23 protein-coding genes are annotated in these 24,709 nt (G+C 59.3%); 19 read left to right on the top strand and 4 right to left on the bottom strand.

Annotated elements, in window-relative coordinates; translation table 11 throughout:
* The first annotated feature begins 14 nt into the window (after positions 1 to 14).
* The 12 genes from L8H52_RS10990 (at position 15) to L8H52_RS10935 (ending at position 16,250) form a co-directional block, all read left to right on the top strand.
* Positions 15 to 1,448, top strand: a complete 1,434-nt coding sequence (locus L8H52_RS10990) for a sigma-54 dependent transcriptional regulator (protein WP_242207042.1) — start codon at positions 15 to 17, stop codon at positions 1,446 to 1,448.
* Between the two features lie 734 nt (positions 1,449 to 2,182).
* Complete coding sequence (locus L8H52_RS10985; protein ID WP_242207041.1) at positions 2,183 to 3,583, top strand: polynucleotide adenylyltransferase PcnB; 1,401 nt, start codon at positions 2,183 to 2,185, stop codon at positions 3,581 to 3,583.
* Between the two features lie 4 nt (positions 3,584 to 3,587).
* Positions 3,588 to 4,073: a 2-amino-4-hydroxy-6-hydroxymethyldihydropteridine diphosphokinase gene (folK, locus tag L8H52_RS10980; RefSeq protein ID WP_242207040.1), complete on the top strand. Its 486-nt coding sequence runs from the start codon at positions 3,588 to 3,590 to the stop codon at positions 4,071 to 4,073.
* 397 nt (positions 4,074 to 4,470) lie between these two features.
* Positions 4,471 to 5,271: a 3-methyl-2-oxobutanoate hydroxymethyltransferase gene (gene panB, locus L8H52_RS10975; RefSeq protein ID WP_016983495.1), complete on the top strand. Its 801-nt coding sequence runs from the start codon at positions 4,471 to 4,473 to the stop codon at positions 5,269 to 5,271.
* Positions 5,268 to 6,128 (top strand): pantoate--beta-alanine ligase, encoded by an 861-nt coding sequence (gene panC / locus L8H52_RS10970; protein WP_242207039.1) that lies wholly within the window; start codon positions 5,268 to 5,270, stop codon positions 6,126 to 6,128. The genes panB and panC overlap by 4 nt, the downstream gene beginning before the upstream one ends.
* A 205-nt stretch (positions 6,129 to 6,333) precedes the next feature.
* The gene (gene panD / locus L8H52_RS10965) at positions 6,334 to 6,714 is read left to right on the top strand and encodes an aspartate 1-decarboxylase (protein ID WP_003205654.1); all 381 of its coding nucleotides are present in this window, start codon (positions 6,334 to 6,336) and stop codon (positions 6,712 to 6,714) included.
* 231 nt (positions 6,715 to 6,945) lie between these two features.
* Positions 6,946 to 8,610: a glucose-6-phosphate isomerase gene (gene pgi, locus L8H52_RS10960; protein WP_242207063.1), complete on the top strand. Its 1,665-nt coding sequence runs from the start codon at positions 6,946 to 6,948 to the stop codon at positions 8,608 to 8,610.
* A gap of 152 nt (positions 8,611 to 8,762) precedes the next feature.
* Positions 8,763 to 10,700 (top strand): acetate--CoA ligase, encoded by a 1,938-nt coding sequence (gene acs, locus L8H52_RS10955; protein WP_242207038.1) that lies wholly within the window; start codon positions 8,763 to 8,765, stop codon positions 10,698 to 10,700.
* A gap of 52 nt (positions 10,701 to 10,752) precedes the next feature.
* The gene (locus L8H52_RS10950) at positions 10,753 to 11,625 is read left to right on the top strand and encodes an oxygenase MpaB family protein (RefSeq protein WP_242207037.1); all 873 of its coding nucleotides are present in this window, start codon (positions 10,753 to 10,755) and stop codon (positions 11,623 to 11,625) included.
* 138 nt (positions 11,626 to 11,763) lie between these two features.
* Entirely contained in the window at positions 11,764 to 12,780 is a 1,017-nt protein-coding gene (locus L8H52_RS10945; protein WP_242207036.1) for a class I SAM-dependent methyltransferase, read from the top strand.
* Positions 12,781 to 13,002: 222 nt separating this feature from the next.
* Positions 13,003 to 15,954 (top strand): DUF748 domain-containing protein, encoded by a 2,952-nt coding sequence (locus tag L8H52_RS10940; RefSeq protein ID WP_242207035.1) that lies wholly within the window; start codon positions 13,003 to 13,005, stop codon positions 15,952 to 15,954.
* Entirely contained in the window at positions 15,954 to 16,250 is a 297-nt protein-coding gene (locus L8H52_RS10935; RefSeq protein WP_242207034.1) for a DUF2845 domain-containing protein, read from the top strand. Before L8H52_RS10940 ends, L8H52_RS10935 begins: the two co-directional genes overlap by 1 nt.
* Positions 16,251 to 16,535: 285 nt before the next feature.
* Here L8H52_RS10935 and L8H52_RS10930 read toward each other — a convergent pair whose 3' ends face one another.
* Positions 16,536 to 16,892, bottom strand: coding sequence for a BON domain-containing protein (locus L8H52_RS10930; protein ID WP_242207033.1), 357 nt, complete (start codon positions 16,890 to 16,892; stop codon positions 16,536 to 16,538).
* A 296-nt stretch (positions 16,893 to 17,188) separates the two neighbouring features.
* Complete coding sequence (locus L8H52_RS10925; RefSeq protein WP_242207032.1) at positions 17,189 to 17,626, bottom strand: pilin; 438 nt, start codon at positions 17,624 to 17,626, stop codon at positions 17,189 to 17,191.
* A 225-nt stretch (positions 17,627 to 17,851) separates the two neighbouring features.
* Here L8H52_RS10925 and pilB point away from each other — a divergent pair, with 225 nt between their 5' ends.
* Genes pilB through yacG form a run of 5 tightly spaced genes read left to right on the top strand, consistent with a single transcriptional unit; the run spans position 17,852 to position 22,463 of the window.
* Positions 17,852 to 19,552, top strand: a complete 1,701-nt coding sequence (gene pilB, locus L8H52_RS10920) for a type IV-A pilus assembly ATPase PilB (RefSeq protein ID WP_242207031.1) — start codon at positions 17,852 to 17,854, stop codon at positions 19,550 to 19,552.
* A 2-nt stretch (positions 19,553 to 19,554) separates the two neighbouring features.
* Positions 19,555 to 20,772: a type II secretion system F family protein gene (locus L8H52_RS10915; RefSeq protein WP_242207030.1), complete on the top strand. Its 1,218-nt coding sequence runs from the start codon at positions 19,555 to 19,557 to the stop codon at positions 20,770 to 20,772.
* A 1-nt stretch (position 20,773) separates the two neighbouring features.
* Positions 20,774 to 21,646, top strand: a complete 873-nt coding sequence (locus L8H52_RS10910; protein ID WP_242207029.1) for an A24 family peptidase — start codon at positions 20,774 to 20,776, stop codon at positions 21,644 to 21,646.
* The gene (coaE, locus tag L8H52_RS10905) at positions 21,643 to 22,266 is read left to right on the top strand and encodes a dephospho-CoA kinase (RefSeq protein ID WP_242207028.1); all 624 of its coding nucleotides are present in this window, start codon (positions 21,643 to 21,645) and stop codon (positions 22,264 to 22,266) included. Before L8H52_RS10910 ends, coaE begins: the two co-directional genes overlap by 4 nt.
* A complete protein-coding gene (gene yacG, locus L8H52_RS10900) occupies positions 22,263 to 22,463 on the top strand; it encodes a DNA gyrase inhibitor YacG (RefSeq protein ID WP_095048684.1) in 201 nt (66 codons plus the stop codon). The genes coaE and yacG overlap by 4 nt, the downstream gene beginning before the upstream one ends.
* 6 nt (positions 22,464 to 22,469) lie before the next feature.
* Here the strand turns inward: yacG and L8H52_RS10895 are convergent, their stop codons facing one another.
* Positions 22,470 to 22,685: a hypothetical protein gene (locus L8H52_RS10895; RefSeq protein ID WP_007909901.1), complete on the bottom strand. Its 216-nt coding sequence runs from the start codon at positions 22,683 to 22,685 to the stop codon at positions 22,470 to 22,472.
* A 65-nt stretch (positions 22,686 to 22,750) separates the two neighbouring features.
* Complete coding sequence (locus L8H52_RS10890) at positions 22,751 to 23,440, bottom strand: energy-coupling factor ABC transporter permease (RefSeq protein WP_242207062.1); 690 nt, start codon at positions 23,438 to 23,440, stop codon at positions 22,751 to 22,753.
* A 118-nt stretch (positions 23,441 to 23,558) separates the two neighbouring features.
* Between L8H52_RS10890 and L8H52_RS10885 the strand changes: the two genes are divergently transcribed.
* Both L8H52_RS10885 and L8H52_RS10880 read left to right on the top strand, forming a co-directional pair.
* Positions 23,559 to 24,185: a DUF1780 domain-containing protein gene (locus tag L8H52_RS10885; protein ID WP_007909887.1), complete on the top strand. Its 627-nt coding sequence runs from the start codon at positions 23,559 to 23,561 to the stop codon at positions 24,183 to 24,185.
* Complete coding sequence (locus tag L8H52_RS10880; protein WP_242207027.1) at positions 24,182 to 24,709, top strand: MOSC domain-containing protein; 528 nt, start codon at positions 24,182 to 24,184, stop codon at positions 24,707 to 24,709. The genes L8H52_RS10885 and L8H52_RS10880 overlap by 4 nt, the downstream gene beginning before the upstream one ends.

The raw sequence follows: 24,709 nt of genomic DNA, 5'->3' as shown, positions 1-24,709 counted from the left end.
AGAGTATCGAATCAATGCCGCACATTTTGATCGTCGAAGACGAAACAATTATCCGCTCCGCCTTGCGCCGCCTGCTGGAACGTAATCAGTACCAGGTCAGCGAAGCCGGTTCAGTGCAGGAAGCACAAGAACGCTTCACCATTCCTACGTTCGATCTGATCGTCAGTGATCTGCGTTTGCCGGGCGCTCCGGGCACCGAGCTGATCAAGCTCGGCCAGGGCACACCGGTGCTGATCATGACCAGTTACGCCAGCCTGCGTTCGGCGGTCGACTCGATGAAGATGGGCGCGGTGGACTATATCGCCAAGCCTTTCGACCACGATGAAATGCTTCAGGCTGTCGCGCGGATCCTGCGTGATCGCCAATCGGCCCCGGCTGCCGGCGAAGCGGTTGCCAGCAAACCGGCCAATGGCAGCGGCAAATCCGCCGTCGACAACAGTAATGGCGAGATCGGCATCATCGGCTCCTGCCCACCGATGCAGGATCTGTACAGCAAGATCCGCAAGGTCGCGCCGACCGATTCCAATGTGTTGATCCAGGGCGAATCCGGCACCGGTAAAGAACTGGTGGCCCGCGCCCTGCACAACCTGTCGAAACGTGCCAAGGCACCGATGATTTCGGTGAACTGCGCGGCCATTCCGGAAAGCCTGATCGAGTCCGAACTGTTCGGCCACGAGAAAGGCGCGTTCACCGGCGCCAGCGCCGGACGCGCCGGTCTGGTGGAAGCGGCGGACGGCGGCACGCTGTTCCTCGACGAAATCGGTGAACTGCCACTGGAAGCCCAGGCCCGCCTGCTGCGCGTGCTGCAGGAAGGCGAAATTCGCCGGGTCGGCTCGGTGCAGTCGCAGAAAGTCGATGTGCGCCTGATTGCAGCGACTCACCGCGACTTGAAGAGCCTGGCGAAAATCGGCCAGTTCCGTGAAGACCTTTATTACCGCCTGCACGTGATAGCGTTGAAACTGCCAGCTCTGCGCGAGCGCGGCACCGACGTCAACGAAATCGCCACGGCTTTCCTCGCTCGCCAGAGCGCGCGCATCAACCGTACCGACCTGAAATTTGCTGCGGATGCCGAACAGGCCATTCGTCACTATTCCTGGCCGGGTAACGTGCGTGAACTGGAGAACGCGGTCGAGCGCGCAGTGATTCTGAGCGAAAGCCCGGAAATCTCGGCCGACCTGCTGGGCATCGACATCGAGCTGAGCGATCTGGAAGACGACGAGTTCATCGGTCTGCCGCCACAAGCTGCGGGAAGCGCCAGCAGCAGTCATGAGCCGACCGAAGACCTGTCGCTGGAAGACTACTTCCAGCACTTCGTCCTCGAGCATCAGGACCACATGACCGAGACCGAACTGGCGCGCAAACTGGGCGTCAGCCGTAAATGCCTGTGGGAGCGCCGTCAACGCTTGGGCATTCCACGGCGCAAGACCGGGGTCGCCAGCGAGAGCTGAACGTTACCTGTCGAGTGCGCGGGTAACGCTTGAAGATGTGAAAAAACTGTTACCTCAGTCCTTTCACGTAACAGAAGCCGGGGTTATCGGTAACGAAACCCCGGCTTTTTTTCGCCCCGACAAAACGGTTATATCGACCTAACCCCTTGTTTTATTGGGCTTCGCAAAAGTTGGCACGCCCCCTGCTATATGTTCAGTACAAGAACAATAACAAGCAATGCACAAGACAATAAAAATAAGACGAATCGACTCACGCACAATAAAAACAAGACGGCGAGAGGCGCAGCTAACTGATTCTTTTGGAGAGGCGTTGTATTTGGGGCTTGCCCCACGACCAGGCCGAGAACAACAAAAACTGTCCTAAGACAGAGCCTGTACTGGTTGGATCGAGAGATCACTGCAATTCAGCGACCAAAGCAATCCGTTTGCTCTTGGCTCCCGATTGGGAGGGTCACGAAGGAAACACTTCGTGGCGAGGGCACTCAACAAAAACAAGAAGCCCGAATCAATAATAAAAAGAGCACGCAACTACTTCTTGGGGAGCTTCGGCTCCCCTTGTAGTTTCTCCTCCCTTGCAAAATCCCCCATTTTTATCGCGCGCGATGCCTGTAGCCTGCGGCTTGCAGCTCAAATCGGCCGTGTCCTACACCATCCCCCGACTAAATGCTAGAATCTGCGCCCATCATGCGGTCATTCTTTGGTATGGCCGAACATTCCTTCAAACAGTGCATCCCATGCTGAAGAAGTTGTTCCAGTCATTCCGAACTCCCGTGCGTCGTACGCAACACATCCGCAGCACCCCTGAAGTGCTCAACAGCGGTCAACATTCGCTGCAGAAAACGCAATTCAGCCGCTATGCGGTGAATATCGTCGAACGCCTGCAAGGTGCCGGTTACCAGGCTTATCTGGTCGGTGGTTGCGTGCGTGACATGCTGCTGGGCATCACGCCCAAGGATTTCGACGTCGCCACCAGCGCCACACCCGAGCAAGTCCGTGCCGAATTCCGCAATGCGCGGATCATCGGCCGTCGCTTCAAACTGGTGCATATCCATTTCGGTCGCGAAATCATCGAAGTCGCGACCTTCCGCGCCAATCACCCAGTCAACGAAGACGACGAAGACAGCAATCAGTCTTCGCGTAACGAGAGCGGGCGGATTCTGCGCGACAACGTTTACGGCTCGCTGGAAGAAGACGCGCAACGCCGCGACTTCACCATCAACGCCCTGTATTACGATCCGGTCAGCGAGCGCATTCTCGATTACGCCAACGGCGTACACGACATCCGCAACCACCTGATCCGTCTGATCGGCGACCCGAAGCAGCGCTACCAGGAAGACCCGGTGCGCATGCTGCGCGCCGTGCGTTTCGCCGCCAAGCTCAACTTCGGCATCGAGAAGCACACCGTGCAGCCGATCCGCGAACTGGCGCCGATGCTGCGCGAAATCCCGTCGGCACGACTGTTCGAAGAAGTGCTCAAGCTGTTTCTCTCCGGGCACGGCGCGATCACTTTCGAAATGCTGGTCGATCTGCAACTGTTCGCCCCGCTGTTCCCGGCCAGTGCCGATGCGCTGGAACACAACCCGGAGTACACCCACACGCTGATCAGCGAAGCGCTGACCAACACCGACCTGCGCATCAAGCAGAACAAACCGGTAACCCCGGCGTTCCTGTTTGCCGCGCTGCTGTGGCCTGCCCTGCCGGCTCGCGTGTTGCGCCTGCAAGAACGTGGCATGCCGCCGATTCCGGCGATGCAGGAAGGCGCCCACGAGCTGATCGCCGAACAGTGCCAGCGCATCGCGATTCCGAAACGTTTCACCATGCCGATCCGCGAGATCTGGGACATGCAGGAACGCCTGCCACGCCGCAGCGGCAAACGCGCCGACCTGTTGCTGGACAACCCGCGTTTCCGCGCCGGTTACGACTTCCTGTTGCTGCGTGAAAGCGCTGGCGAAGAGACCGATGGTCTGGGCGAATGGTGGACGGACTATCAGGACGCCAACGACAGCGAACGTCGCGACATGATCCGCGACCTCAGCGGCAAGGGCGATGACGCCAGCGGCGCACCACGCAAACGTCGCCGTAGCGGCGGTTCCAAGCGCAAACGCGCTGGCGCGCCGAGCGCTACAGGCGAGTAAAGGCATGGAACGCATCTACATCGGCATGGGCAGCAACCTCGCAGACCCCGCCGAACAACTGCGCAGCGCCGTCGAGGCGCTGGGGCAATTGCCGCAAACCACGCTGGTCGGCGTTTCGGCCTTCTACCAAAGCGATTCCCTGTTGCCGGGCCAGCCACGTTACACCAACGCGGTGGCCGCGCTGGACAGCTCGCTCGCCCCGCTGGAATTGCTTGATGCGTTGCAAGCGATCGAGAATGATCAGGGCCGCGAACGCCTTGAGCGCTGGGGCCCGCGCACACTGGATCTGGATATTCTGCTGTTCGGTGATCGCTTGATCGACGAGCCACGCCTGAAAGTCCCGCATTACCAGATTCAGGAACGCGCGTTTGTGCTGTATCCGCTCGCCGAACTGGCCCCACAGGACCTGCGCTTGGCCGATGGCCGCAACCTCTCCGATCTGCTGGCAGCCTGCCCGTACGTCGGCCTGGAACGCCTCTCGACAGATTGATTGCAATCCCCTGTGGGAGCGAGCCTGCTCGCGAAGGCGGTGTGTCATTCAGCACCATGTTGACTGATCCGCCGCCTTCGCGAGCAGGCTCGCTCCCACATTGGTTTATTGCGCACGCTGGATTTTGTCGGACAAAAAACCGCCGAATCAGCCCCAGCGCGCCGCTGAATCGCATCAGTAACGCCGGTAACACTCCCCTCGTAACAATGCGGTAACACACGCAATTGACTTCCTGTTGGCTCATCACGACTATAGGCGTCCCGCTGCCGCCAACCCGGCACATACGGGCGCAATCCAGGCCTTATAAGCACGACAAAAGAGCGTGCGCCTGAGTAGATGACGAATCACGCGCGTTACTCGCAGTAGTTTCCAGAGCGCCTGAACGAGGATTTTTTACATGCCAGCCATCACCCTGACCACGCTCCAGAGCCTCAAGCAGAAAGGTGAAAAGATCACCATGCTGACCTGCTATGACGCGACCTTCGCCCACGCCTGCAACGAGGCCGGTGTCGAAGTGCTGCTGGTGGGCGACTCCCTCGGCATGGTCCTGCAAGGTCACGACAGCACCTTGCCGGTGACCACCGCAGAAATGGCCTACCACACCGCTTGCGTCAAACGCGGCAACACGGATGCCCTGATCCTCGCCGACCTGCCATTCATGGCCAACGCCACCCTCGAACAAACCATGAGCAACAGCGCGATGCTGATGCAGGCCGGCGCGCACATGATCAAAGTCGAAGGTCAGTTGTGGCTTGCCGAATCGATCCGTCTGCTCGCCGAGCGCGGTGTACCGGTTTGCGCGCACATGGGCCTGACCCCGCAGGCGGTGAACATTCTCGGTGGCTATAAAGTGCAGGGCCGTAACGAGAACCAGGCGCGGCAGATGCGCGCCGATGCGATCTCGCTGGAACAGGCCGGTGCGGCAATGCTGCTGCTCGAATGCGTGCCGAGCGAGCTGGCCGCCGAAATCAGTCAGGCAGTGAAGATCCCGGTCATTGGCATTGGCGCCGGTAACGCAACCGACGGTCAGGTTCTGGTACTGCACGATATGCTCGGCCTGTCGATCACTGGCCGCGTGCCGAAGTTCGTGAAGAACTTCATGCACGGTCAGGACAGCATCCAGTCCGCGCTGAAGGCTTACGTCAACGAAGTCAAAGCCACCACGTTCCCTGGCATCGAACACGGATTCTCTGCATGAACACCGTTAAAACCGTACGCGAACTGCGCGCCGCTGTCGCCCGCGCCCGCAGTGAAGGCAAGCGCATCGGCTTTGTGCCGACCATGGGCAACCTGCACAGCGGTCACGTTGCACTGATCACCAAAGCCACCCAACGCGTGGATTTCGTGGTCGCGAGCATTTTCGTCAATCCGCTGCAGTTCGGCGCCGGCGAAGACCTCGACAAATACCCGCGCACCTTGGCGGCGGATCAAGAGAAACTCCTTGAAGCCGGCTGTTCCCTGCTCTTCGCGCCGACTGTCGAGGAAATGTACCCCGATGGCATGGCCGGGCAGACCCGGGTCAGCGTGCCGCAACTGTCCGAAGGCCTGTGTGGCGCCAGCCGGCCGGGGCACTTCGAAGGTGTCGCGACCGTGGTCAGCAAGTTGTTCAACATGGTCCAGCCGGACCTGGCGATTTTCGGCCAGAAGGATTACCAGCAACTGGCGGTGATCCGCGCTCTGGTGCACGACCTGAACATGCCGATCCAGATCATCGGCGAGCCGACTGTTCGCGCCGCCGACGGCCTGGCGCTGTCATCGCGCAATGGTTTCCTCAGCGAAGAACAACGTGCGGTGGCACCGGTGGTTTATCGCTCGCTGAGCAACATTGCCGAATCGATCAAAACAGGCGAACGGGACTTCCCGGCGCTGATCAGTGCTCAGTTGCAACAGCTCGAAGCCGCGGGTCTGCGCCCGGACTATCTGGAAATCCGCCATGCGCTGACCTTGCGTCCGGCGACGGCTGAAGACCGTGATCTGGTGATTCTGGTGGCCGCGTTCCTCGGCACCACACGGTTGATCGATAACCTGCACCTGAATCTCGATACCCCGGTTTAAGCCTCACCGATAACCTGTGGGAGTGAGCTTGCTCACGAATGCAATCTGTCAGCTGACGTAAATATCGACTGACATGACGCCTTCGCGAGCAAGCTCGCTCCCACAGGTTTTTTTGTGTTTTAAAGATCCAGTTACAGCCATATTGCCGCCTTAAAAGCCTTCGGGCACACTGCCCGCCGTTCGATGCCAACCCGGGAAAAACCTCATGCACGCGATCATGCTCAAGGCCAAACTGCACCGCGCCGAAGTCACCCATGCGGTGCTCGATTACGAAGGTTCATGCGCCATTGATGGCGAGTGGCTGGACTTGTCCGGCATCCGCGAATACGAGCAGATCCAGATTTATAACGTCGACAACGGCGAGCGCTTCACCACCTACGCGATTCGTGGCGAAGAAGGCTCGCGGATGATCTCGGTCAACGGCGCCGCTGCGCACAAAGCCAAGGTCGGTGACCGCGTGATCATTTGTGCCTACGCCCATTACAGCGAAGCGGAGCTGGTCAATTTCAAGCCGCGCATGCTCTACATGGCACCGGGCAACGAGCTGAGTCACACCAGCAACGCCATCCCGGTTCAGCTCGCCTGATCGCGAAATCGCCCCAGCCCCTCTCCGTTTGTCGGCCAAATCCCTGTCGCGATGTTAAAAAAGTACAGGGATCTGGTCAGACAAAGTCAAGACAGAACGCAGCGCGAGGTTTACTGTATTCGCCCTGTGTCCAGAAATCGTGTCGACGCAGTTGATCCCATGCCCAAACATGGCGTGCCGGGTCTGTTCAGTGTTCAAAAGGCCGTTCAAGTAAAAAGGAAAACCGCAGCGATGGCGTATTACCTCACTCCTCAAGACGTTACCGCTCTGCCCGCCTGGCAAGCGTTGAAAGATCACCGCCAAGCCATGCAGGATTTCAGCATGCGCGAAGCCTTCAACGCCGATCCGCAGCGCTTCAATCAATTCACCCTCAGCAGCTGCGGACTGTTTCTCGATTATTCGAAGAATTTGATCAACGCCCAGACCCGTAACCTGCTGGTCGACCTGGCCAATGAAGTCGACCTCAAAGGCGCTATCAAAGCGCTGTTTGAAGGCGAAATCGTCAATACTTCCGAAGGCCGCCCGGCGCTGCACACCGCCCTGCGCCGCCCGGTGGGCGACAAGTTGTCGGTCAACGGCGTCAACGTGATGCCGGAAGTACACAAGGTGCTGAACCAGATCACCGATCTGGTTGGCCGCATCCACGATGGTCTGTGGCGTGGTTACACCGAGAAGCCGATCACCGACGTGGTCAATATCGGCATCGGTGGCTCGTTCCTTGGCCCCGAGCTGGTGTCCGAAGCGCTGCTGTCCTACGCGCAGAAAGGCGTGCGTTGCCATTATCTGGCGAACATCGATGGCAGCGAATTCCACGAGCTGACGCAGAAACTGCGCGCTGAGACCACGCTGTTCATCGTTTCATCGAAGTCGTTCAATACCCTCGAAACCCTGAAGAACGCTCAAGCCGCACGTGCCTGGTACCTGGCGCAGGGCGGTTCCGAAGCCGAGCTGTATCGTCACTTCATCGCCGTTTCAAGCAACAACGCGGCGGCCGTGGCGTTCGGTATCCGCGAAGAAAACATCTTCCCGATGTGGGACTGGGTTGGCGGTCGTTATTCGCTGTGGTCGGCGATAGGTTTACCGATTGCGCTGGCCATTGGCATGTCCAACTTCAAGGAACTGCTGTCCGGTGCCTACACCATGGACCAGCATTTCCAGACCGCGCCGTTCGAACAGAACATGCCGGTGCTGCTGGCCCTGCTCGGTGTGTGGTACGGCAACTTCTGGGGCGCACAAAGCCACGCGATCCTGCCGTACGACCATTACCTGCGCAACATCACCAAGCACTTGCAACAGCTGGACATGGAATCCAACGGCAAGAGCGTGCGTCAGGACGGCACGCCGGTATCGACCGATACCGGTCCGGTGATCTGGGGCGGCGTCGGCTGCAACGGTCAGCACGCCTACCACCAGTTGCTGCATCAAGGTTCGCAGCTGATTCCGGCCGACTTCATCGTGCCGATCGTCAGCTTCAACCCGGTCTCCGACCACCACCAGTGGCTGTACGCCAACTGCCTGTCGCAGAGCCAGGCGCTGATGCTCGGCAAGACCCTGCCGGAAGCCGAGCAAGAGTTGCGCGACAAAGGCATGAGCGAAGAGCAGGTGCACAAACTCGCGCCGCACAAGGTGATCCCGGGCAACCGTCCGAGCAACACCCTTGTGGTTGAACGCATCAGCCCGCGTCGTCTCGGCGCACTGGTGGCGATGTATGAGCACAAAGTGTTCGTACAGAGTGTGGTCTGGGGCATCAACGCCTTCGACCAATGGGGTGTGGAGCTGGGCAAGGAATTGGGCAAAGGCGTTTACAACCGTCTGGTCGGCAGCGATGAAACCAACGCGGATGACCCTTCCACCCAGGGCTTGATCAACTACTTCCGCGGTCGTCACCGCGGTTGATGTGAATGGGTTGCCCACAATTCCAGTGGGCAACCCATCTCCAATGTGGGAGCGAGCCTGCTCGCTCCCACAGTTGTTTTGCGCATGACTTGAACCTCTGCATCGCTCGGCGCATCTTTATCCTTGTCGCACCACAAGAATAAGGAACCGTCATGTTCGATATCAGCACGTTCCCCAAAGCCGATGCCGTCCGCCGGGCTGCTCAGTTGAGTCAGGAAGACTATCGGCGCCTGTACCGCGAATCCATTGAACACCCCAGCACCTTCTGGGCCGAACAGGCCACGCAGTTCCTCGACTGGAGCACACCGTGGCAGACCGTTCAGCGCTATGACCTGAAAACCGGCGAAGCCGCCTGGTTCACTGGGGGCAAACTGAACGTCAGCTACAACTGCATCGACCGCCACCTCGAACAACGCGGCGCGCAGACCGCCCTGCTCTGGGAAGGCGACGACCCTGCCGAATCGGCGCAAATCACTTACAAAAAACTCCATCACCATGTCTGCCGACTGGCCAACGTGCTGAAAAGCCGTGGCGTGAACAAAGGCGACCGGGTGTGCATCTACATGCCGATGATCCCCGAAGCCGCTTACGCCATGCTCGCGTGTTCGCGGATCGGCGCAATTCATTCGGTGGTTTTCGGCGGATTCTCCCCCGACTCCCTGCGTGACCGTATTCTCGATGCCGATTGCCGCACAGTCATCACCGCCGACGAAGGCGTGCGTGGCGGCAAGTTCGTGCCGCTCAAGCAGAACGTCGACAAAGCCCTGCAAAGTTGCCCGGACGTCAGCACCGTGGTCGTGGTTGAACGCAGCCAGGGCAAAGTCGATTGGGTCGAAGGCCGCGACCTCTGGTATCACCAGGCTGTACGCGATGTCAGCGACGATTGCCCACCGGAACCGATGGATGCCGAAGATCCGCTGTTCATCCTCTACACCTCAGGCAGCACCGGCAAACCCAAAGGCGTGCTGCACACCACCGGCGGCTATTTGCTGCAAGCGGCGATGACCTTCAAATACGTGCTCGACTACCGCGACGGCGAGGTGTTCTGGTGCACCGCCGACGTTGGTTGGGTCACCGGCCACAGCTACATCGTCTATGGTCCGCTGGCCAATGGCGCGACCACGTTGATGTTCGAGGGCGTGCCGAGCTACCCGAGCAGTTCACGATTCTGGCAGGTGATCGATAAACACAAGGTCAACATTTTCTATACCGCGCCGACCGCGTTGCGCGCGTTGATGCGTGAAGGTGCCGAACCGTTGAAAGAAACCTCGCGCGCCAGCCTCAGATTACTCGGCAGCGTCGGTGAGCCGATCAATCCAGAAGCGTGGGAATGGTATTTCAATGTCGTAGGAGAACAGCGCTGCCCCATCGTCGACACCTGGTGGCAGACCGAAACCGGCGGCATCATGCTCAGCCCGTTGGTCAGCGCGCAGCGGATCAAACCCGGTTGCGCCACGCAACCGATGTTCGGCGTGCTACCGGTGTTGCTCGATGAGCACGGCAAGGAAATCAAAGGCGCCGGCAGCGGCGTGCTGGCGATCAAATCCAGCTGGCCGGCGCAGATCCGCAGCGTCTATGGCGACCCGCAACGCATGGTCGACACCTATTTCAAACCCTACCCCGGCTATTACTTCACCGGTGACGGCGCACGGCGCGATGAGGATGGCGATTACTGGATCACCGGGCGCATCGACGACGTGATCAACGTCTCTGGCCATCGCATCGGCACCGCCGAAGTGGAAAGTGCTTTGGTGCTGCACGACAGCATCGCCGAGGCCGCCGTGGTCGGTTATCCGCACGACGTCAAAGGTCAGGGCATTTACGCCTTCGTCACGCCCATGAACGGTGCCGAATCCAACGACGAGTTGAAGAAAGAACTGCTGGCGCACGTCAGCAAGGAAATCGGCAGCTTTGCTAAACCGGACTTGATCCAGTGGGCGCCGGCCTTGCCGAAAACCCGCTCAGGCAAGATCATGCGGCGCATTCTGCGCAAGATTGCCTGCAACGAACTCGACAGCCTCGGCGACACCTCGACCCTGGCCGACCCGAGCGTGGTGCAGGGCCTGATCGACAAGCGCCTCAATCAGTAACGCTTCGGGCGCGGTCAACGGGCCGCGCCCGCCCTTTCTTCACTGAGTAGTCATGGAATTCATCCGCAGTCGTATCGAAAACCAACTGATGAGCCTGACCGGTCTGTCACTCGGCCTACTCGACCTGGAAAACCCCAAGGGCGATCCCGGCCTGTTCGGCCCCGACTCGGTCAGTTGGCAGGTGCATGGCGATTTCAGCAGCATGTTGATCGGCGGCATCAGCGCGTTGTTGCTGCAAGCCTTGCATCCGCTGGCGCTGGCCGGGGTTTGGGATCATTCGAATTTCCGTGAAGACATGCTCGGGCGCTTGCGGCGTACCAGTCAGTTTGTTTCCGGCACCACCTTCGGTTCACGGCGGGATGCCGACTGGCTGATCGAGAAGGTGCGTACCATTCACCTGCAAGTGGTTGGCACTGCGCCGGATGGCCAGCCCTATGCGGCAAGTGATCCAGACTTGCTGACGTGGGTGCATGTGGCCGAGGTCAGCAACTTTCTCGCGGCACATCTGCGCTATCGCAATCCGCAGTTGTCGGGGTCTGATCAGGATCGTTATTACGCGGAAATCGCCGTAATTGCCGAACGCCTGGGCGCAAGGGATGTGCCGAAATCGCGGCAGGACGTGGCTGATTATCTGCAAAGGATGCGCCCGCAGCTGCTGTGCGACGAGCGCAGTCGTGAGGTGTTGCGCCTGTTGCTCGCCGCGCCGGCACCGAGTGTTCTGGCCCGCCCGTTTGGTGATTTGATGATGAAGGCCGGTATCGATCTGCTGCCGGACTGGGCCAGCGACATGCTCGATGTCCGCCAGAGTTCACTGCAACGCCAACTGATTCGCGCCAGCGTCAGACGCAGCGCGCCGATGCTGCGCTGGGCGATGCGCAATGGTTCGGTGCAGCGGGCCAAACGCCGGATGGGTTTGCTGACTTAAAAGCTTCGCGAGCAGGCTCGCTCCCACATTTGCAATGCATGCCCATGTGGGAGCGAGCCTGCTCGCGAAGGGCGCAACTCGATTGCCCGCCAAGCTGCTAAACTCCCGCGCCCCCATTCTCTCCAGCAAGGCGCCCGCATGTCTTCCTTGAATCAGGCGCTGCGCGCCGCCCTCGATCAACGCCAGGATTTGCTGGCCGAGCTGCACCGCCAGGGCACCGATTGTTATCGGCTGTTCCACGGCAGCCAGGAAGGTGCTGGCGGTCTGACCATCGACCGCTACGGCCCGCAACTGCTGGTGCAAAGCTTTCACCAGACACTGGAGCGTGATGACCTGCTGCAACTGCACGCCATGGTCAATCAAACATTGGGCCTGGAAACGTTACTGGTTTACAACGACCGCTCCCGTGGCAATTCGCGCATTGATCGTGAAGACAGCGTCTATAAAGCCGAAGACGCCGCGCTGGCCGATCTGGTCGGTCATGAATGGGGCTTGAACTACCGCGTACGCGGGCGTCATGCCGGGCAGGATCCGCTGCTGTTCCTCGACCTGCGCAATACCCGTGGCTGGGTCAAGGATCACGCCAGAGGCAAATCCGTGCTCAATTTGTTCGCCTACACCTGCGGCGTTGGCCTCAGCGCAGCTGCCGGTGGCGCGAGTGAAGTGTGCAATCTGGATTTCGCCGAGGGTAATCTGGCAGTCGGTCGCGAAAACGGTCTGCTCAATCCACAGCTGCCGGAGATGGAATTCATCCAGTCGGATTACTTCCCGGCCATCCGCCAACTCGCCGGCCTGCCGATCAGCCAGCGTCGGGGACAAAAACTGCCGAGCTACCAGCGTCTCGATCAGCGCCAATACGATCTGGTCCTGCTCGATCCACCGGCCTGGGCCAAGAGTGCATTCGGCACCGTCGACCTGCTGCGCGATTATCAAAGCCTGCTCAAACCGGCGTTGCTGACCACCGCCGACAATGGCGTGCTGATCTGCTGCAACAACCTGGCGAAAGTCAGCATGGATGACTGGCGCGAGCAGGTGCTGCGCTGTGCCGAGAAGGCCGGGCGCCCGGTGCGCGAGTGGAGCGTAATGACCCCGGGTGCCGACTTCCCGTCCATGGACCAGCAACCGCCGCTGAAAACCCTGATCCTGCAGCTGTGATCCGCCCGCGCAGCTGACAACTATTCCCCCTGTGGGAGCGAGCCTGCTCGCGAAAGCGGTGTATGAGCCAACAAATAGAGCGACTGATATGACGCTTTCGCGAGCAGGCTCGCTCCCACTTGGAATGTGCTCCTACAGAAGAATCTGAACAATCCTGCAGCACGGCTATTACTTCGGAACCAGAATCGCGTGCCATACTCCAAGGCACTCCGATTCAGACAGATGAAGCCGCACATGACCAAAGGATTGATTCGCGCGATTGGCGCCTTGTTGACTGCTCTGGCCCTCTACAGCCTGCTGGGGTTTCTGATTTTGCCGGGCATCGCCCTGCGTGTGGCCAATCAACAACTGGCCAATTACGCGACGGTGCCGGCACATATCCAGCGTATCGAGCTCAATCCGTTCAGCCTTGAGGTCACCCTGTGGGGGCTGGTCATCGGCGAGCCGGGCAAGGAGCAGATCGGCTTCGAGCGTCTGTACGCCGACTTGCAAATCGACAGCCTGTGGACCAAAGCCCTGCATCTGGCGAACATCGAGCTGGACAAGCCGAAAAGCGAAATCCTTTTCGCCAAAGACGGCAAGCTCAACCTGCTGGGCCTGTTCAACGTGCCGGCCAGTGAGCCGACGCCAGCCGACCCGAACGCCAAACCGTTCCCGCTGCGCATCGACAATATCAAACTGGCTGGCGGCGTCGTGCACTTTGAGGACGTGCGCCCGAGCGAACCCATCGAGTTTCTCTACGATGACCTCAGCTTCGAACTGAAAAACCTCAGCACCCTGCCCGAAGACAGCGCCGACATGACCCTGGTCGCCATCGGCCCCGCCGGTGGCCGGATCGACTGGAGCGGCAATTTCAGCCTGATCCCGTTCACCTCCGAAGGCACCCTGAAAGTCACCGACGGCAAGATGAAAGCCTTCTGGCCTTACGTGCGTGATTCGGTGCCGCTGGTACTGGAAGACGGCGTGATCAGCCTCAGCAGCGAGTACAAACTCAATCTGTCGAAAGAAACCGAACTGCAGTTGAACAACGTCGCGGTGAGCATCGCGCCGTTCGCCATCAAGGCTCCGGACGGGCGGCCACTGGCGAAACTCGAACGTCTCGACGTCAGCGAAACCTCGGTGGATCTGGCCAAGCAACAAGTCGTGGTCGGCAAGATCCGCAGCAACAAACTGGAAACCTGGGCGGCGCTCGAAGCTGACGGCCAACTGGACTGGCAGAAACTGTTCGCCAGCCAACCGTCGAAACCGGCCGCCAAAGCCGCCGCAGAACCGGCCAACACGCCGGCCGCTGCCGACTCGCCGAAAGCTGAACCGACCGCGCCGAGCAAGCCTTGGCAGGTGCTGCTCAAAGACGTGCAATTGCGCAATTACACCGTGCATCTGGCCGACCGCTCCGCCAAACCGGCTGTTGCTCTGGATATCACCCCGCTGAACGTCGACCTGCAGGATTTCGACAGCCTCAACGGCTCGCCCTTCAAGCTCAAGCTCGACAGCGGTGTGGGCAAACAAGGCAAGATCATGGCCGACGGCACGGTCAATCTTGCCCCGGTCAACGCCCAGCTCAACGTGAAGACCCAGGACATCGACCTGCGTGTCGCGCAGTCCTACATCAATCCGTTCATTCGCCTGGAACTGCGCAGCGGCATGCTTGGCAGCGATCTGAAGGTCAATCTGAAGAGCACCGAACCGCTTGCGCTCAGCGTCACCGGGCGCGCGCAGATCGATCAACTGCACACCCTCGACACCCTGAAAACCCGCGACTTCCTCAAGTGGCAGCAAGTGGTGGTCGAAGGCCTGAATTATCAACACGGCGACAGCCTGTCGATCGACAAGATCAACCTGTTCCAGCCGTATGCGCGATTCATGATCAACGATGATCGCACCACCAACATCGATGATCTGCTGATTCCACAACCCGCCGACAGTGGCGCGAAAAGCACCGCAGCGAAACCGGCCAGCAACGAAAAACCGCTGGGTATTCACATCGGTGGCATCGCCATCAATGACGGCTCGGCCAACTTCGCCGACTTCAGCCTGACACCGAACTTCGCCACCGCAGTGCAACAGCTCAACGGCCAGATCGGTACCATCGACAGCCGTCAGGCCAAACCGGCCAGCGTCGACATCAAAGGCAAGGTCGATCGCTATGCGCCCGTAACCATCAAGGGCGCGGTCAATCCGTTCGACCCGATGGCCAGCCTCGACATCGCCACCAGCTTCAAACGCGTCGAGCTGACAACACTGACGCCCTACTCCGGCAAATTTGCCGGCTACCGTATCCGCAAGGGCCGGCTCAACCTTGACCTGCATTACCTGATCACCAAGGGTCAGCTCAAAGCCGAGAACAAGGTGGTGGTCGAGCAATTGCAGCTCGGCGAAAAAGTCGACAGCCCGGACGCCGTGAGCCTGCCGCTGAAACTGGCGATCGCCTTGCTCAAGGACGTCGACGGCAAGATCTCCATCGAACTGCCGGTCACCGGCGACTTGAACAATCCACAGTTCAGCGTGATGCCGATTGTCTGGCAGACCCTGCGCAACCTGATCGTCAAAGCCGCTGCCGCACCGTTCAAGATGATCGGCGGGCTGATCAATGGCGGCGGCTCGGAAGACCTCGGCACCGTGTCGTTTGCGCCGGGTTCCAGCGACTTGAGCAAGGATGCCGAAGCGGCGCTGGTCAAACTGTCCCAGGCACTGAAGGAACGTCCGGCACTGCGTCTGGAAATCGAAGGCACAGCAGCGAAGAGCAGTGACGGCCCGTTGCTCGCCGAGCAGCGTCTGGAGCGCGAATACCAATACAACTACTACAAGATGCTCCAGCGTCGTGGCGATAAAGTCCCGGCTCAGGCGTCGCTGCTGCAAGTGCCGGAGGGCGAGAAAGGCCCACTGCTAGAAGGCATCTACCGTACTCGTCTGAAAACCCAGCCACCGGCCGAATGGAAGGATCTGGGCAAGGAAGAACGTACGGCGAAGATGCGCGAAGGCGTGATTCAGTTCTGGAGTGGCAGCGATGTACTGCTGCGTCAGTTGGGTCAGGACCGTGCCAGCAGCATCAAGGATTATCTGGTCGATAAAGGTCAACTGGCAGACGACCGCGTGTACTTCATCGACGCCAATCTTGGCGAGGCCGAGAGCGACGGCCGCGTGGTCACGCAAATGCATCTGGATGCCGAGTGATGAAACTGCAGTGGCTGGCCTTGCTCGCAATGACGTTCACGGCCAGTCACGCCTCGGCGTCCGATACGCTGCGCTGCGGCAGCCAACTGATCAGCCTTGGCGACCGCTCCAGCGAAGTCCTGCAAAAGTGCGGTGAACCGGTCAGTCGTGATGTGCTCGGTTACAAACGCAGCGCCAATCGCCGCGAGGAGTTTCAGGTCGAGGAATGGACCTACGGCCCGAGCAACGGCATGTACCAATACCTGCGCTTCGAAGGCAACCGTCTGCGCCAGATCAACAGCAAACGCAGAAACTGATCCAAATCACATACCCATGTGGGAGCGAGCTTGCTCGCGAAGGCGTCTGGTCAGTCAAATCCATTGTGACTGGCATACCGCTTTCGCGAGCAAGCTCGCTCCCACAGTTGTTTTGCGGTGCCCTTCGATTCTTTCGTCCCTGAAATAGAACAGGCCCCGGCACAAGTGGCGGGGCCTGCAATGGTCACATCCGTGTGACCGTTCGCATGAACTCTAAAGTTGCGGCAGACGTATTGCTCGGCCCGTCTGTCGCGTCTTCTCCCGGTCCAGGCGAGAAGTCATGCCTTACTCGGCTTTCAGGCCGTCAGCGGAGACCGCTTTGACGCCTTTGATTTTCTTGGTGATCGCTACAGCGGTAGCTTTCTGAGACTCGGTAACGGCTACAGTCGACGACAGCGATACAACACCTTTGTTGGTTTCTACTTTGATGTCGGTGCCCGGAATGCCTTTTTCGGTGACCAGGTCGCTTTTGACTTTGGTGGTGATCCAGGTATCGGAAGTAGTTTCTTTAGCCTTGGTCATTTCACCGGCGGCCAGAGTCATTGGAGCCTGGGTAGCCTGGGTGGATTGTGCGAATGCACCGGAAGCCATGGTCAGGGTCAGCGCGGTAGCAGCAGCGGCAGTGATAGCGAACTTCTTCATACGAGTAACTCCTGTTTTTCTGGAAAGTCTGCTGGTTGTCTTGTCAGCAGGGTTACCAAGGTAGTTGCGAACGCTGTGCCAACTTTTCAGACTTGTTAATTTCCTTAAAAAACAATGACTTATTATAATCTGCGATTTTCGGATTCATGCAAAATGCATGACTTGTGCAATTTTCACATGCAAGTTGCGGCTTTTTAAAAAGTTCATAAGCTGCTGAAATTATTGATACTTTTATTTTCACCTAGTAACGAAAAATGCCCTGCGTGGCAGGGCATTCGGTCGTCACACGCTAGCAATCACGTACCGCTGGCGGTACAGCCTTTTGGCGAATAATCCGCGTTGACAGTAGTGCCACAGGTCCACACACCAGAGGTACTACCAGTAGCAGCGCCCGAACGAGTGAGCGTGATGGTTTTGCCCAGTACCGGTCCCGGAGCGTTGAGCAACGTGCAGCTGATGGTGCCCGCACCCGTCGCCGCCGTGCCTGTAACCGCCACCGTACAGTTGGAGGTGGTGGTTGTACCGCCATTTACGGTGGTTATATCCGGAGCGGTACCTTGGTTAATGGTGTCCTCGAACGGCACCTTCATCGCACTGATTTCCGCCAGCCCCGCCGTCACCTTCGACCGCGCCTGATACTTGGAATACTGCGGCAGGGCGATAGTCGCCAGAATCCCGATGATCGCCACCACGATCAACAGTTCGATCAGAGTAAAACCTTGTTGTTTTTTCATAGACACGCTCCATGCATGAGTCGAAATCTCATGATCTGCAAGGGACGCAGCATAGGCCATGCCAACGCCTCCAAGCCCCGTCCGTTGGGCGCGTCCCCTCTACAACGCCATTTCCTACAACCCGCAACCGCACTATCTGACACTTTTTGTCACCTGTACCCGCCGTGTTTGGCGCTGTCACTTGACTAGGCTATAAGTCATGAACTGCAAGCGTGCGGAATCCCCATGAATGACATCGCTCTGAGCGGTCTGGCCAAGCAATTGGTGCAGGCCGAGTTGCTGACAGAAAAAAGCGCCCAGCAAGCCTGGCAACAGGCCCAGCGCAATCGCCTGTCACTGGTCAGCTATCTGGTGCAGAACAAACTGGTCAAGAGCTGGCAAGTGGCCGAGATCGCCAGCGAGCATTTCGGCATGGCGTTCCTTGATCTCAATTGCCTCGACAAGGAAACCCAGCCCAAAGGGCTGGTCAGCGAAAAACTGGTCCGTCAGCATCACGCCCTGCCCTTGTGGCGGCGGGGCAACAAGCTGTTCGTGGGGATTTCCGATCCGAGCAATCATCAAGCGATCAACGACATTCAGTTCAGCACCGGACTGAGCACCGAAGCCATTCTGGTCGAGGACGACAAGCTCAGCGATGCCATCGAAAAGTTCTTCGACACCCACGCCAGTGGTCTGGAGGACATGGCCGATGTCGACCTCGACGGCCTCGATGTCGAATCCATCGACGACAACAAACAGGACGCCATCGCTGGCCTCGACGCTGACGATGCACCCGTGGTGCGCTTCGTCCACAAGATGCTGCTCGACGCGATCAAGAGCGGCTCTTCCGACCTGCACTTCGAACCCTACGAGAAGAACTACCGGGTACGGGTGCGCACCGACGGCATCCTGCGCGAAGTGGCCAAGCCACCGATTCAACTGGCCGGGCGCATCGCCGCACGCCTGAAAGTCATGGCCAGCCTCGACATCTCGGAACGACGCAAGCCGCAGGACGGGCGGATCAAAATGCGCCTGTCGAAGAGCAAGTCGATCGATTTTCGGGTCAACACGCTGCCGACCCTGTGGGGCGAAAAAGTGGTGATCCGGATTCTCGACCCGTCCAGCGCACAGATCGGCATCGACGCGCTCGGCTACGAGCCGGTGCAGAAAGACTTGTACATGGCCGCGCTCAAGCAGCCTCAAGGCATGATTCTGGTCACTGGCCCCACCGGCTCGGGGAAAACCGTGTCTCTGTACACCGGCCTGAATATCCTCAACACCGTCGACATCAACATTTCCACCGCCGAAGATCCGGTGGAGATCAACATGGAAGGCATCAACCAGGTCAACGTCAATCCCAAACAGGGCCTCGACTTTGCCCAGGCGCTGCGCTCGTTTCTACGGCAGGACCCGGACGTGATCATGGTCGGCGAGATCCGCGATCTGGAAACCGCCGAGATTGCGATCAAGGCGGCGCAGACCGGCCACCTGGTGCTCTCGACCCTGCACACCAATAGCGCTGCGGAAACCCTGACCCGCCTGCACAACATGGGCATTCCCGGTTTCAACATCGCCACATCGGTCAGCCTGATCATCGCTCAGCGTCTGGCGCGCAAGCTCTGCAGCCATTGCAAGAAACCCATCGAGATCCCACGCGAAACCCTGATCAAGGAAGGTTTCCCCGAGGAACGCATCGGCCATTTCACGATCTACGAGCCGGTCGGTTGCGATCACTGCAACAGCGGTTACAAGGGACGCGTGGGGATTTATGAAGTGGTGAAAAACACACCGGAGTTGCAACGTTTGATCATGGCCGAAGGCAACTCGCTGGAAATCGACATTCAAATGCGCCGCGACGGCTTCGACGACCTGCGCACCTCAGGGCTGCACAAGGCCATGCAAGGCATCACCAGCCTTGAAGAAATCAATCGGGTCACCAAGGACTGAACATGGCGGTCAAGGCAGCGAAAATCAGTATCTACGCTTGGGAAGGTACGGACAGGAAAGGCAGCAAAGTCACCGGCGAGCTGAGCGGGCAGAACCCGGCGCTGATCAAGGCACAACTGCGCAAACAGGGGATCAATCCCGGCAAGGTGCGCAAAAAATCCACCTCGTTGTTGAGCTTGGGCAAACGCATCAAGGCCCAGGACATTGCCCTGTTCACCCGGCAGATGGCGACCATGATGAAGGCCGGCGTGCCGCTGTTGCAGTCGTTCGACATCATCGGCGAAGGCTTTGAAAACCCGGCCATGCGCAAGCTGGTCGACGAGGTCAAACAGGAGGTCGCGGCCGGTAACAGCTTCGCCACAGCCCTGCGCAAGAAGCCGCAGTATTTCGACGAGTTGTATTGCAACCTGGTCGATGCCGGCGAGCAGTCCGGCGCGCTCGACACCTTGCTCGAACGGGTCGCAACTTATAAGGAAAAAAGCGAACGGCTCAAGGCCAAGATCAAGAAAGCCATGACTTACCCCTCCGCCGTGGTGCTGGTCGCAGCGGTTGTGACCGGAATTCTGCTGGTTAAAGTGGTGCCGCAATTCCAGTCGGTATTCTCGGGGTTCGGTGCAGAGTTACCGGCCTTTACCCTGATGGTGATCAGCCTTTCGGAATTCATGCAGCAATGGTGGTGGGCGATTCTCGGCGCGCTGGTCGCGGCGATTTTCGGCACTCGCCATGCACTGAAAACGTCTCAGGCATTGCGCGATCGCAAAGACACCTGGCTGTTGAAACTGCCATTGGTGGGCACCCTGATGTACAAGTCCGCCGTGGCGCGATTTGCCCGAACCCTTTCCACTACTTTCGCCGCCGGTGTGCCGCTGGTGGAAGCGCTCGACTCGGTGGCCGGCGCCACAGGCAACGTTGTGTTCAAGCGCGCGGTGCTGCGCATTCGCCAGGACGTCTCCACCGGCATGCAGCTGAATTTCTCGATGCGCAGCACCGGGGTCTTCCCCAACATGGCCGTGCAGATGACGGCGATTGGCGAAGAGTCCGGCGCGCTGGACGAAATGCTCGACAAGGTCGCGGGGTTTTACGAGGAGGAAGTGGATAACATGGTCGACAATCTCACCAGCCTCATGGAGCCGTTCATCATGGTCGTGCTGGGGGTGATCGTCGGCGGGCTGGTGGTGGCCATGTACCTGCCGATTTTCCAACTCGGCTCAGCGATCTGACATGCCTATCGACGAACTGTTTGCCCTGTACCCGCTGGCCTTTGTCTTCACCGCCCTGTTGCTCGGTCTGGTGGTCGGCAGCTTCCTCAACGTGCTGATCTGGCGCCTGCCGAAAATGCTCGAACGCGACTGGCGCCAGCAGGCCCATGATGTGCTCGGTTTGCCCGGCGAAGCGCCGCAACCGACCTACAACCTGATGCTGCCGCACTCCGAATGCCCGCATTGCGCCCACCGGATCCGCCCGTGGGAAAATATTCCGCTGCTCAGCTATCTGTGCCTGCGCGGGCGTTGTTCAGCATGTACCGCGCCGATCAGCAAACGTTATCCGCTGACCGAGCTGGCCTGCGGCTTGCTCTCGGCCTTCATCGCCTGGCATCTCGGGTTTGGCTGGCCGGCGTGCCTGCTGATCGTCCTCACCTGGGGGTTGCTGGCGATGAGCCTGATCGACACCGAGCATCAACTATTGCCCGATGTGCTGGTGCTGCCGCTGCTGTGGCTGGGGTTGATCGCCAACAGCTTTGGCGTGTTCGTACCGTTGCACGATGCACTGTGGGGCGCGGTGGCCGGTTATCTGGCGCTGTGGTCAGTGTTCTGGCTGTTCAAGCTTCTGACCGGCAAGGACGGCATCGGCCACGGTGATTTCAAGCTGTTGGCGCTGCTGGGGGCATGGGGCGGCTGGCAGATTCTGCCGCTGACCATTCTGTTGTCATCACTGGTCGGCGCCATTATCGGAGTGGTTTTGCTGCGCTTGCGCGAGCAGAAAACCTCGACGCCGATCCCATTCGGCCCCTATCTGGCAATTGCCGGCTGGATTGCGTTGCTCTGGGGTGGTCAAATAACCGCCTTCTATTGGCAGTCTGTCGGTTTGAAATGAATACCCCTGTGGAAAAACCCTGGATTCTCGGCCTCACCGGCGGCATCGGCAGCGGCAAAAGCGCGGCGGCCCAGCACTTCATCGACCTGGGTATCCACGTGGTGGATGCCGATCACGCGGCGCGCTGGGTGGTTGAGCCGGGGCGTCCGGCGCTGGCAAAGATTGCCGAACATTTCGGCCCCGGCGTACTGCTGGCCGATGGCACGCTGGATCGCGCCGCCCTGCGCAAACTGATCTTTGAAGTGCCGGAGCAACGGCGCTGGCTCGAAGCACTGCTGCATCCGTTGATCGCCGAGGAAATCGCGCATCACCTGGCGCTGGCAAAATCGCCTTACTCGATTCTGGTTTCGCCGCTGTTGATCGAATCCGGGCAATACGCGATGACCCAACGCATTCTAGTCATCGACGCTCCGCAACAACTGCAGATCGAACGCACCTTGCAGCGTGACCAGACCAGTGAGCAGCAGGTTCAGGCGATTCTCAAGGCCCAGTCGAGCCGCGAAGACCGCGTGAGCCGTGCCGACGACGTGGTGGTCAATGACCGCGACCTCGCCTGGTTGCACAGCGAAGTCGAGCGTCTGCATCACTTTTACCTGACTTTATCCGGAGGCCAAGCATGAGCCAGATTCCCACCGTTGAATGCCCGACCTGCGGCGCCCCCGTGGAATTCATCCCCGAAAACAAGTTTCGGCCGTTCTGCTCTGATCGCTGCAAGCTGATCGACCTCGGCGCCTGGGCGTCGGAAGAACACAAGATTCCGGTCGCACCGGATGCCGAGGACGAACTGTTTTCCGGCGACTTCGATCCGCGTCACTGATCTCGATCAGGGCCGCATAAAACCGTAGTCCTGATCGTCGTCGAGGTTTTCCGCCAGAAAGCGCAACTCGTCGGCCAGGTCTTCGGCGTTGCGCACGGCCTTGCTCTGCTGCACCACCGCACTGAGCAAGGCGCGCAAACTCAAACCCGGGTCAAAGCCCACCTCCTGCGCCATGTCCAGACTCTGCCGGGTCTCCTGCCTTGCCCACTCGTACACACTCATGCCGCTGCTCCTGAAGGGATTTGCGCGAGCATGAAATTTCCCGCGCATGGCGGGTTTGATATGGATCAAGACTTGGGATCGTCGTCCTTCCACGGCGCCGCAAGGTAACGCGTGCGATTGAATGTCTCCAGCCATTCCGGGCAGAACACCACCAGTGCGCTGACGACCATGCCGTTGATGAACGCCTCGGGAAACAGCAGCAGCCACAGATACCCGATGAAGTCTTCCAGCCATTCCGGCATGGCGAAGAGACCGTCGTACCACAGCAGCGTCAGGCTCAGGATCAGACATAACAGCGCGGACAACGCCGCAGCGAAGAATCCGGAGCAGAAGATATAAACAAACGGATTACGTGGCTGTGCGCGCTCGACGAGGATCGCCACACATTCAGTGATCAACACCGGTAACAGGATCAGCAGCGAGCCATTGACCCCGACCGCCAGCAAATCCTGACGACCCAATAGCACCAGGCCGATCTGTGCGACCAGGCCACCGACAATTGCCAGCGGCCAATCCAGCAGCAATGTCACGGCGGTCATGCCGATAAAGTGATAGGACACGCCGGTGTCGAAATCCCTGCGCACCAGCCACAACAGAAATAGCGCGAATACCGTGCCGAACAACAGATGCTGACGCCGGCTGTCGCTGAACAACTCGACCCACGGCGCGCGCGTAATCGCCCAGAGCAGCACCGGCAGATAAATCAGCCAGCCGAGCGTCAGGCTCGCCGAGGACAACAGTTCGGCACCGATCATCATTCCCTCACTTTATCCATGGCTTTACGTCCTTTGTGGCAGTCTACACCGCCGCCCGCAACGCATCAGCTGATGCAAAGCTATCTGTTTGTCGCATTTGAACGCTAAGCTTGGGCCTATGGATGACTCAGATTATTTACGCCTGCTGACCATCGCGGCCGAGCAGGCCAACGCCTTTCTGTCCAATGCCCGCAAATGGGAGCGTGAGCGTTGGGTCTGTCAGCGCCTGCTGCAAGGCCTGAACATTCCCTACCGCGCCGACGAATTCGCGCCCGCTGGCGAACCGCCGGACGTTTTGTTTCGGGATGCCAATTTCGAAGTGTTCTTCGTTCTCGATGAGGGGCGCCGACTCAACGATGAGTGGCGTGATGAATTGCAGCGGCGGCGCAGCGCCTTTTCCCTCAGCCAACTGGTCCGCCGCGAAGCCAAGCCCAAACGAATCCCGGCTAATGAATTCCTGCTGCGACTGGCGCCGACCCTGCGCAAAAAAGCCCACAACTACAAAGAACGCGGCATGGATCTCGGCGAACTGGACATCATCGCCTTCGCCAGCCTCAAACGAGAAGTACTGGATTTGAACAGCCATTTCCCCCCGCCCACCGAATACCTGCGTCAGGGCTGGCGCTCGCTGTCGCTCGTCGGCCCGACCTTCGCCCGCGTGCTGTTCGCCCACCCGGACGCGCCGGATTTTCTGCGCAGCAACCTCGGTCGCAGCATCGTCTTCGATGTCGGGATCAGCCTGTGACGCCACTTCAGCAATTGATCGCCGATGTGCCGCAGACTGGGCGTGTACGCTGGATCGGCGTGCGCCCCGAATCCCGTGGGCCGATGATCGAACTCGATGCAGTGGAGGCGCGACTGGAAGCAGGACTGACCGGCGACCACGCCCGGCCTGGTGTGCGTAACGCGCGGCAGGTCACGCTGATCCAGTGGGAACATCTGCCGGTGATCAACGCCCTGATGGGCCGCCCCGACGATCAACCAATCAGGCCTGAAGACCTGCGGCGCAATCTTGTTATCAGCGGTATCAATTTGTTTAGCCTCAAGGGTCGGCGCTTTCGCATCGGTCAGGCAATATTCGAAACCACGGGCTGGTGCCAGCCCTGCGCACGCCTGCAGAACAACCTCGGCCCTGGCACTTTTCAAGCGGTGCGCGGGCATGGCGGAATTACCGCGCGGGTGTTACAAAGCGGGATCATTCGCCTCGAAGATAGCGTGAGCGTCGAACCGGTTCCGGACAGCGGCTATGCTGCGTTCAACCCCGGATAA

The sequence above is a fragment of the Pseudomonas sp. CROZ-RG-20F-R04-15 genome (assembly GCF_022662375.1).
Taxonomy (GTDB): Bacteria; Pseudomonadota; Gammaproteobacteria; order Pseudomonadales; family Pseudomonadaceae; genus Aquipseudomonas.
Note: the sequence above shows the minus strand (reverse complement) of the source record. Positions and strands in the feature narration are given on the sequence as shown.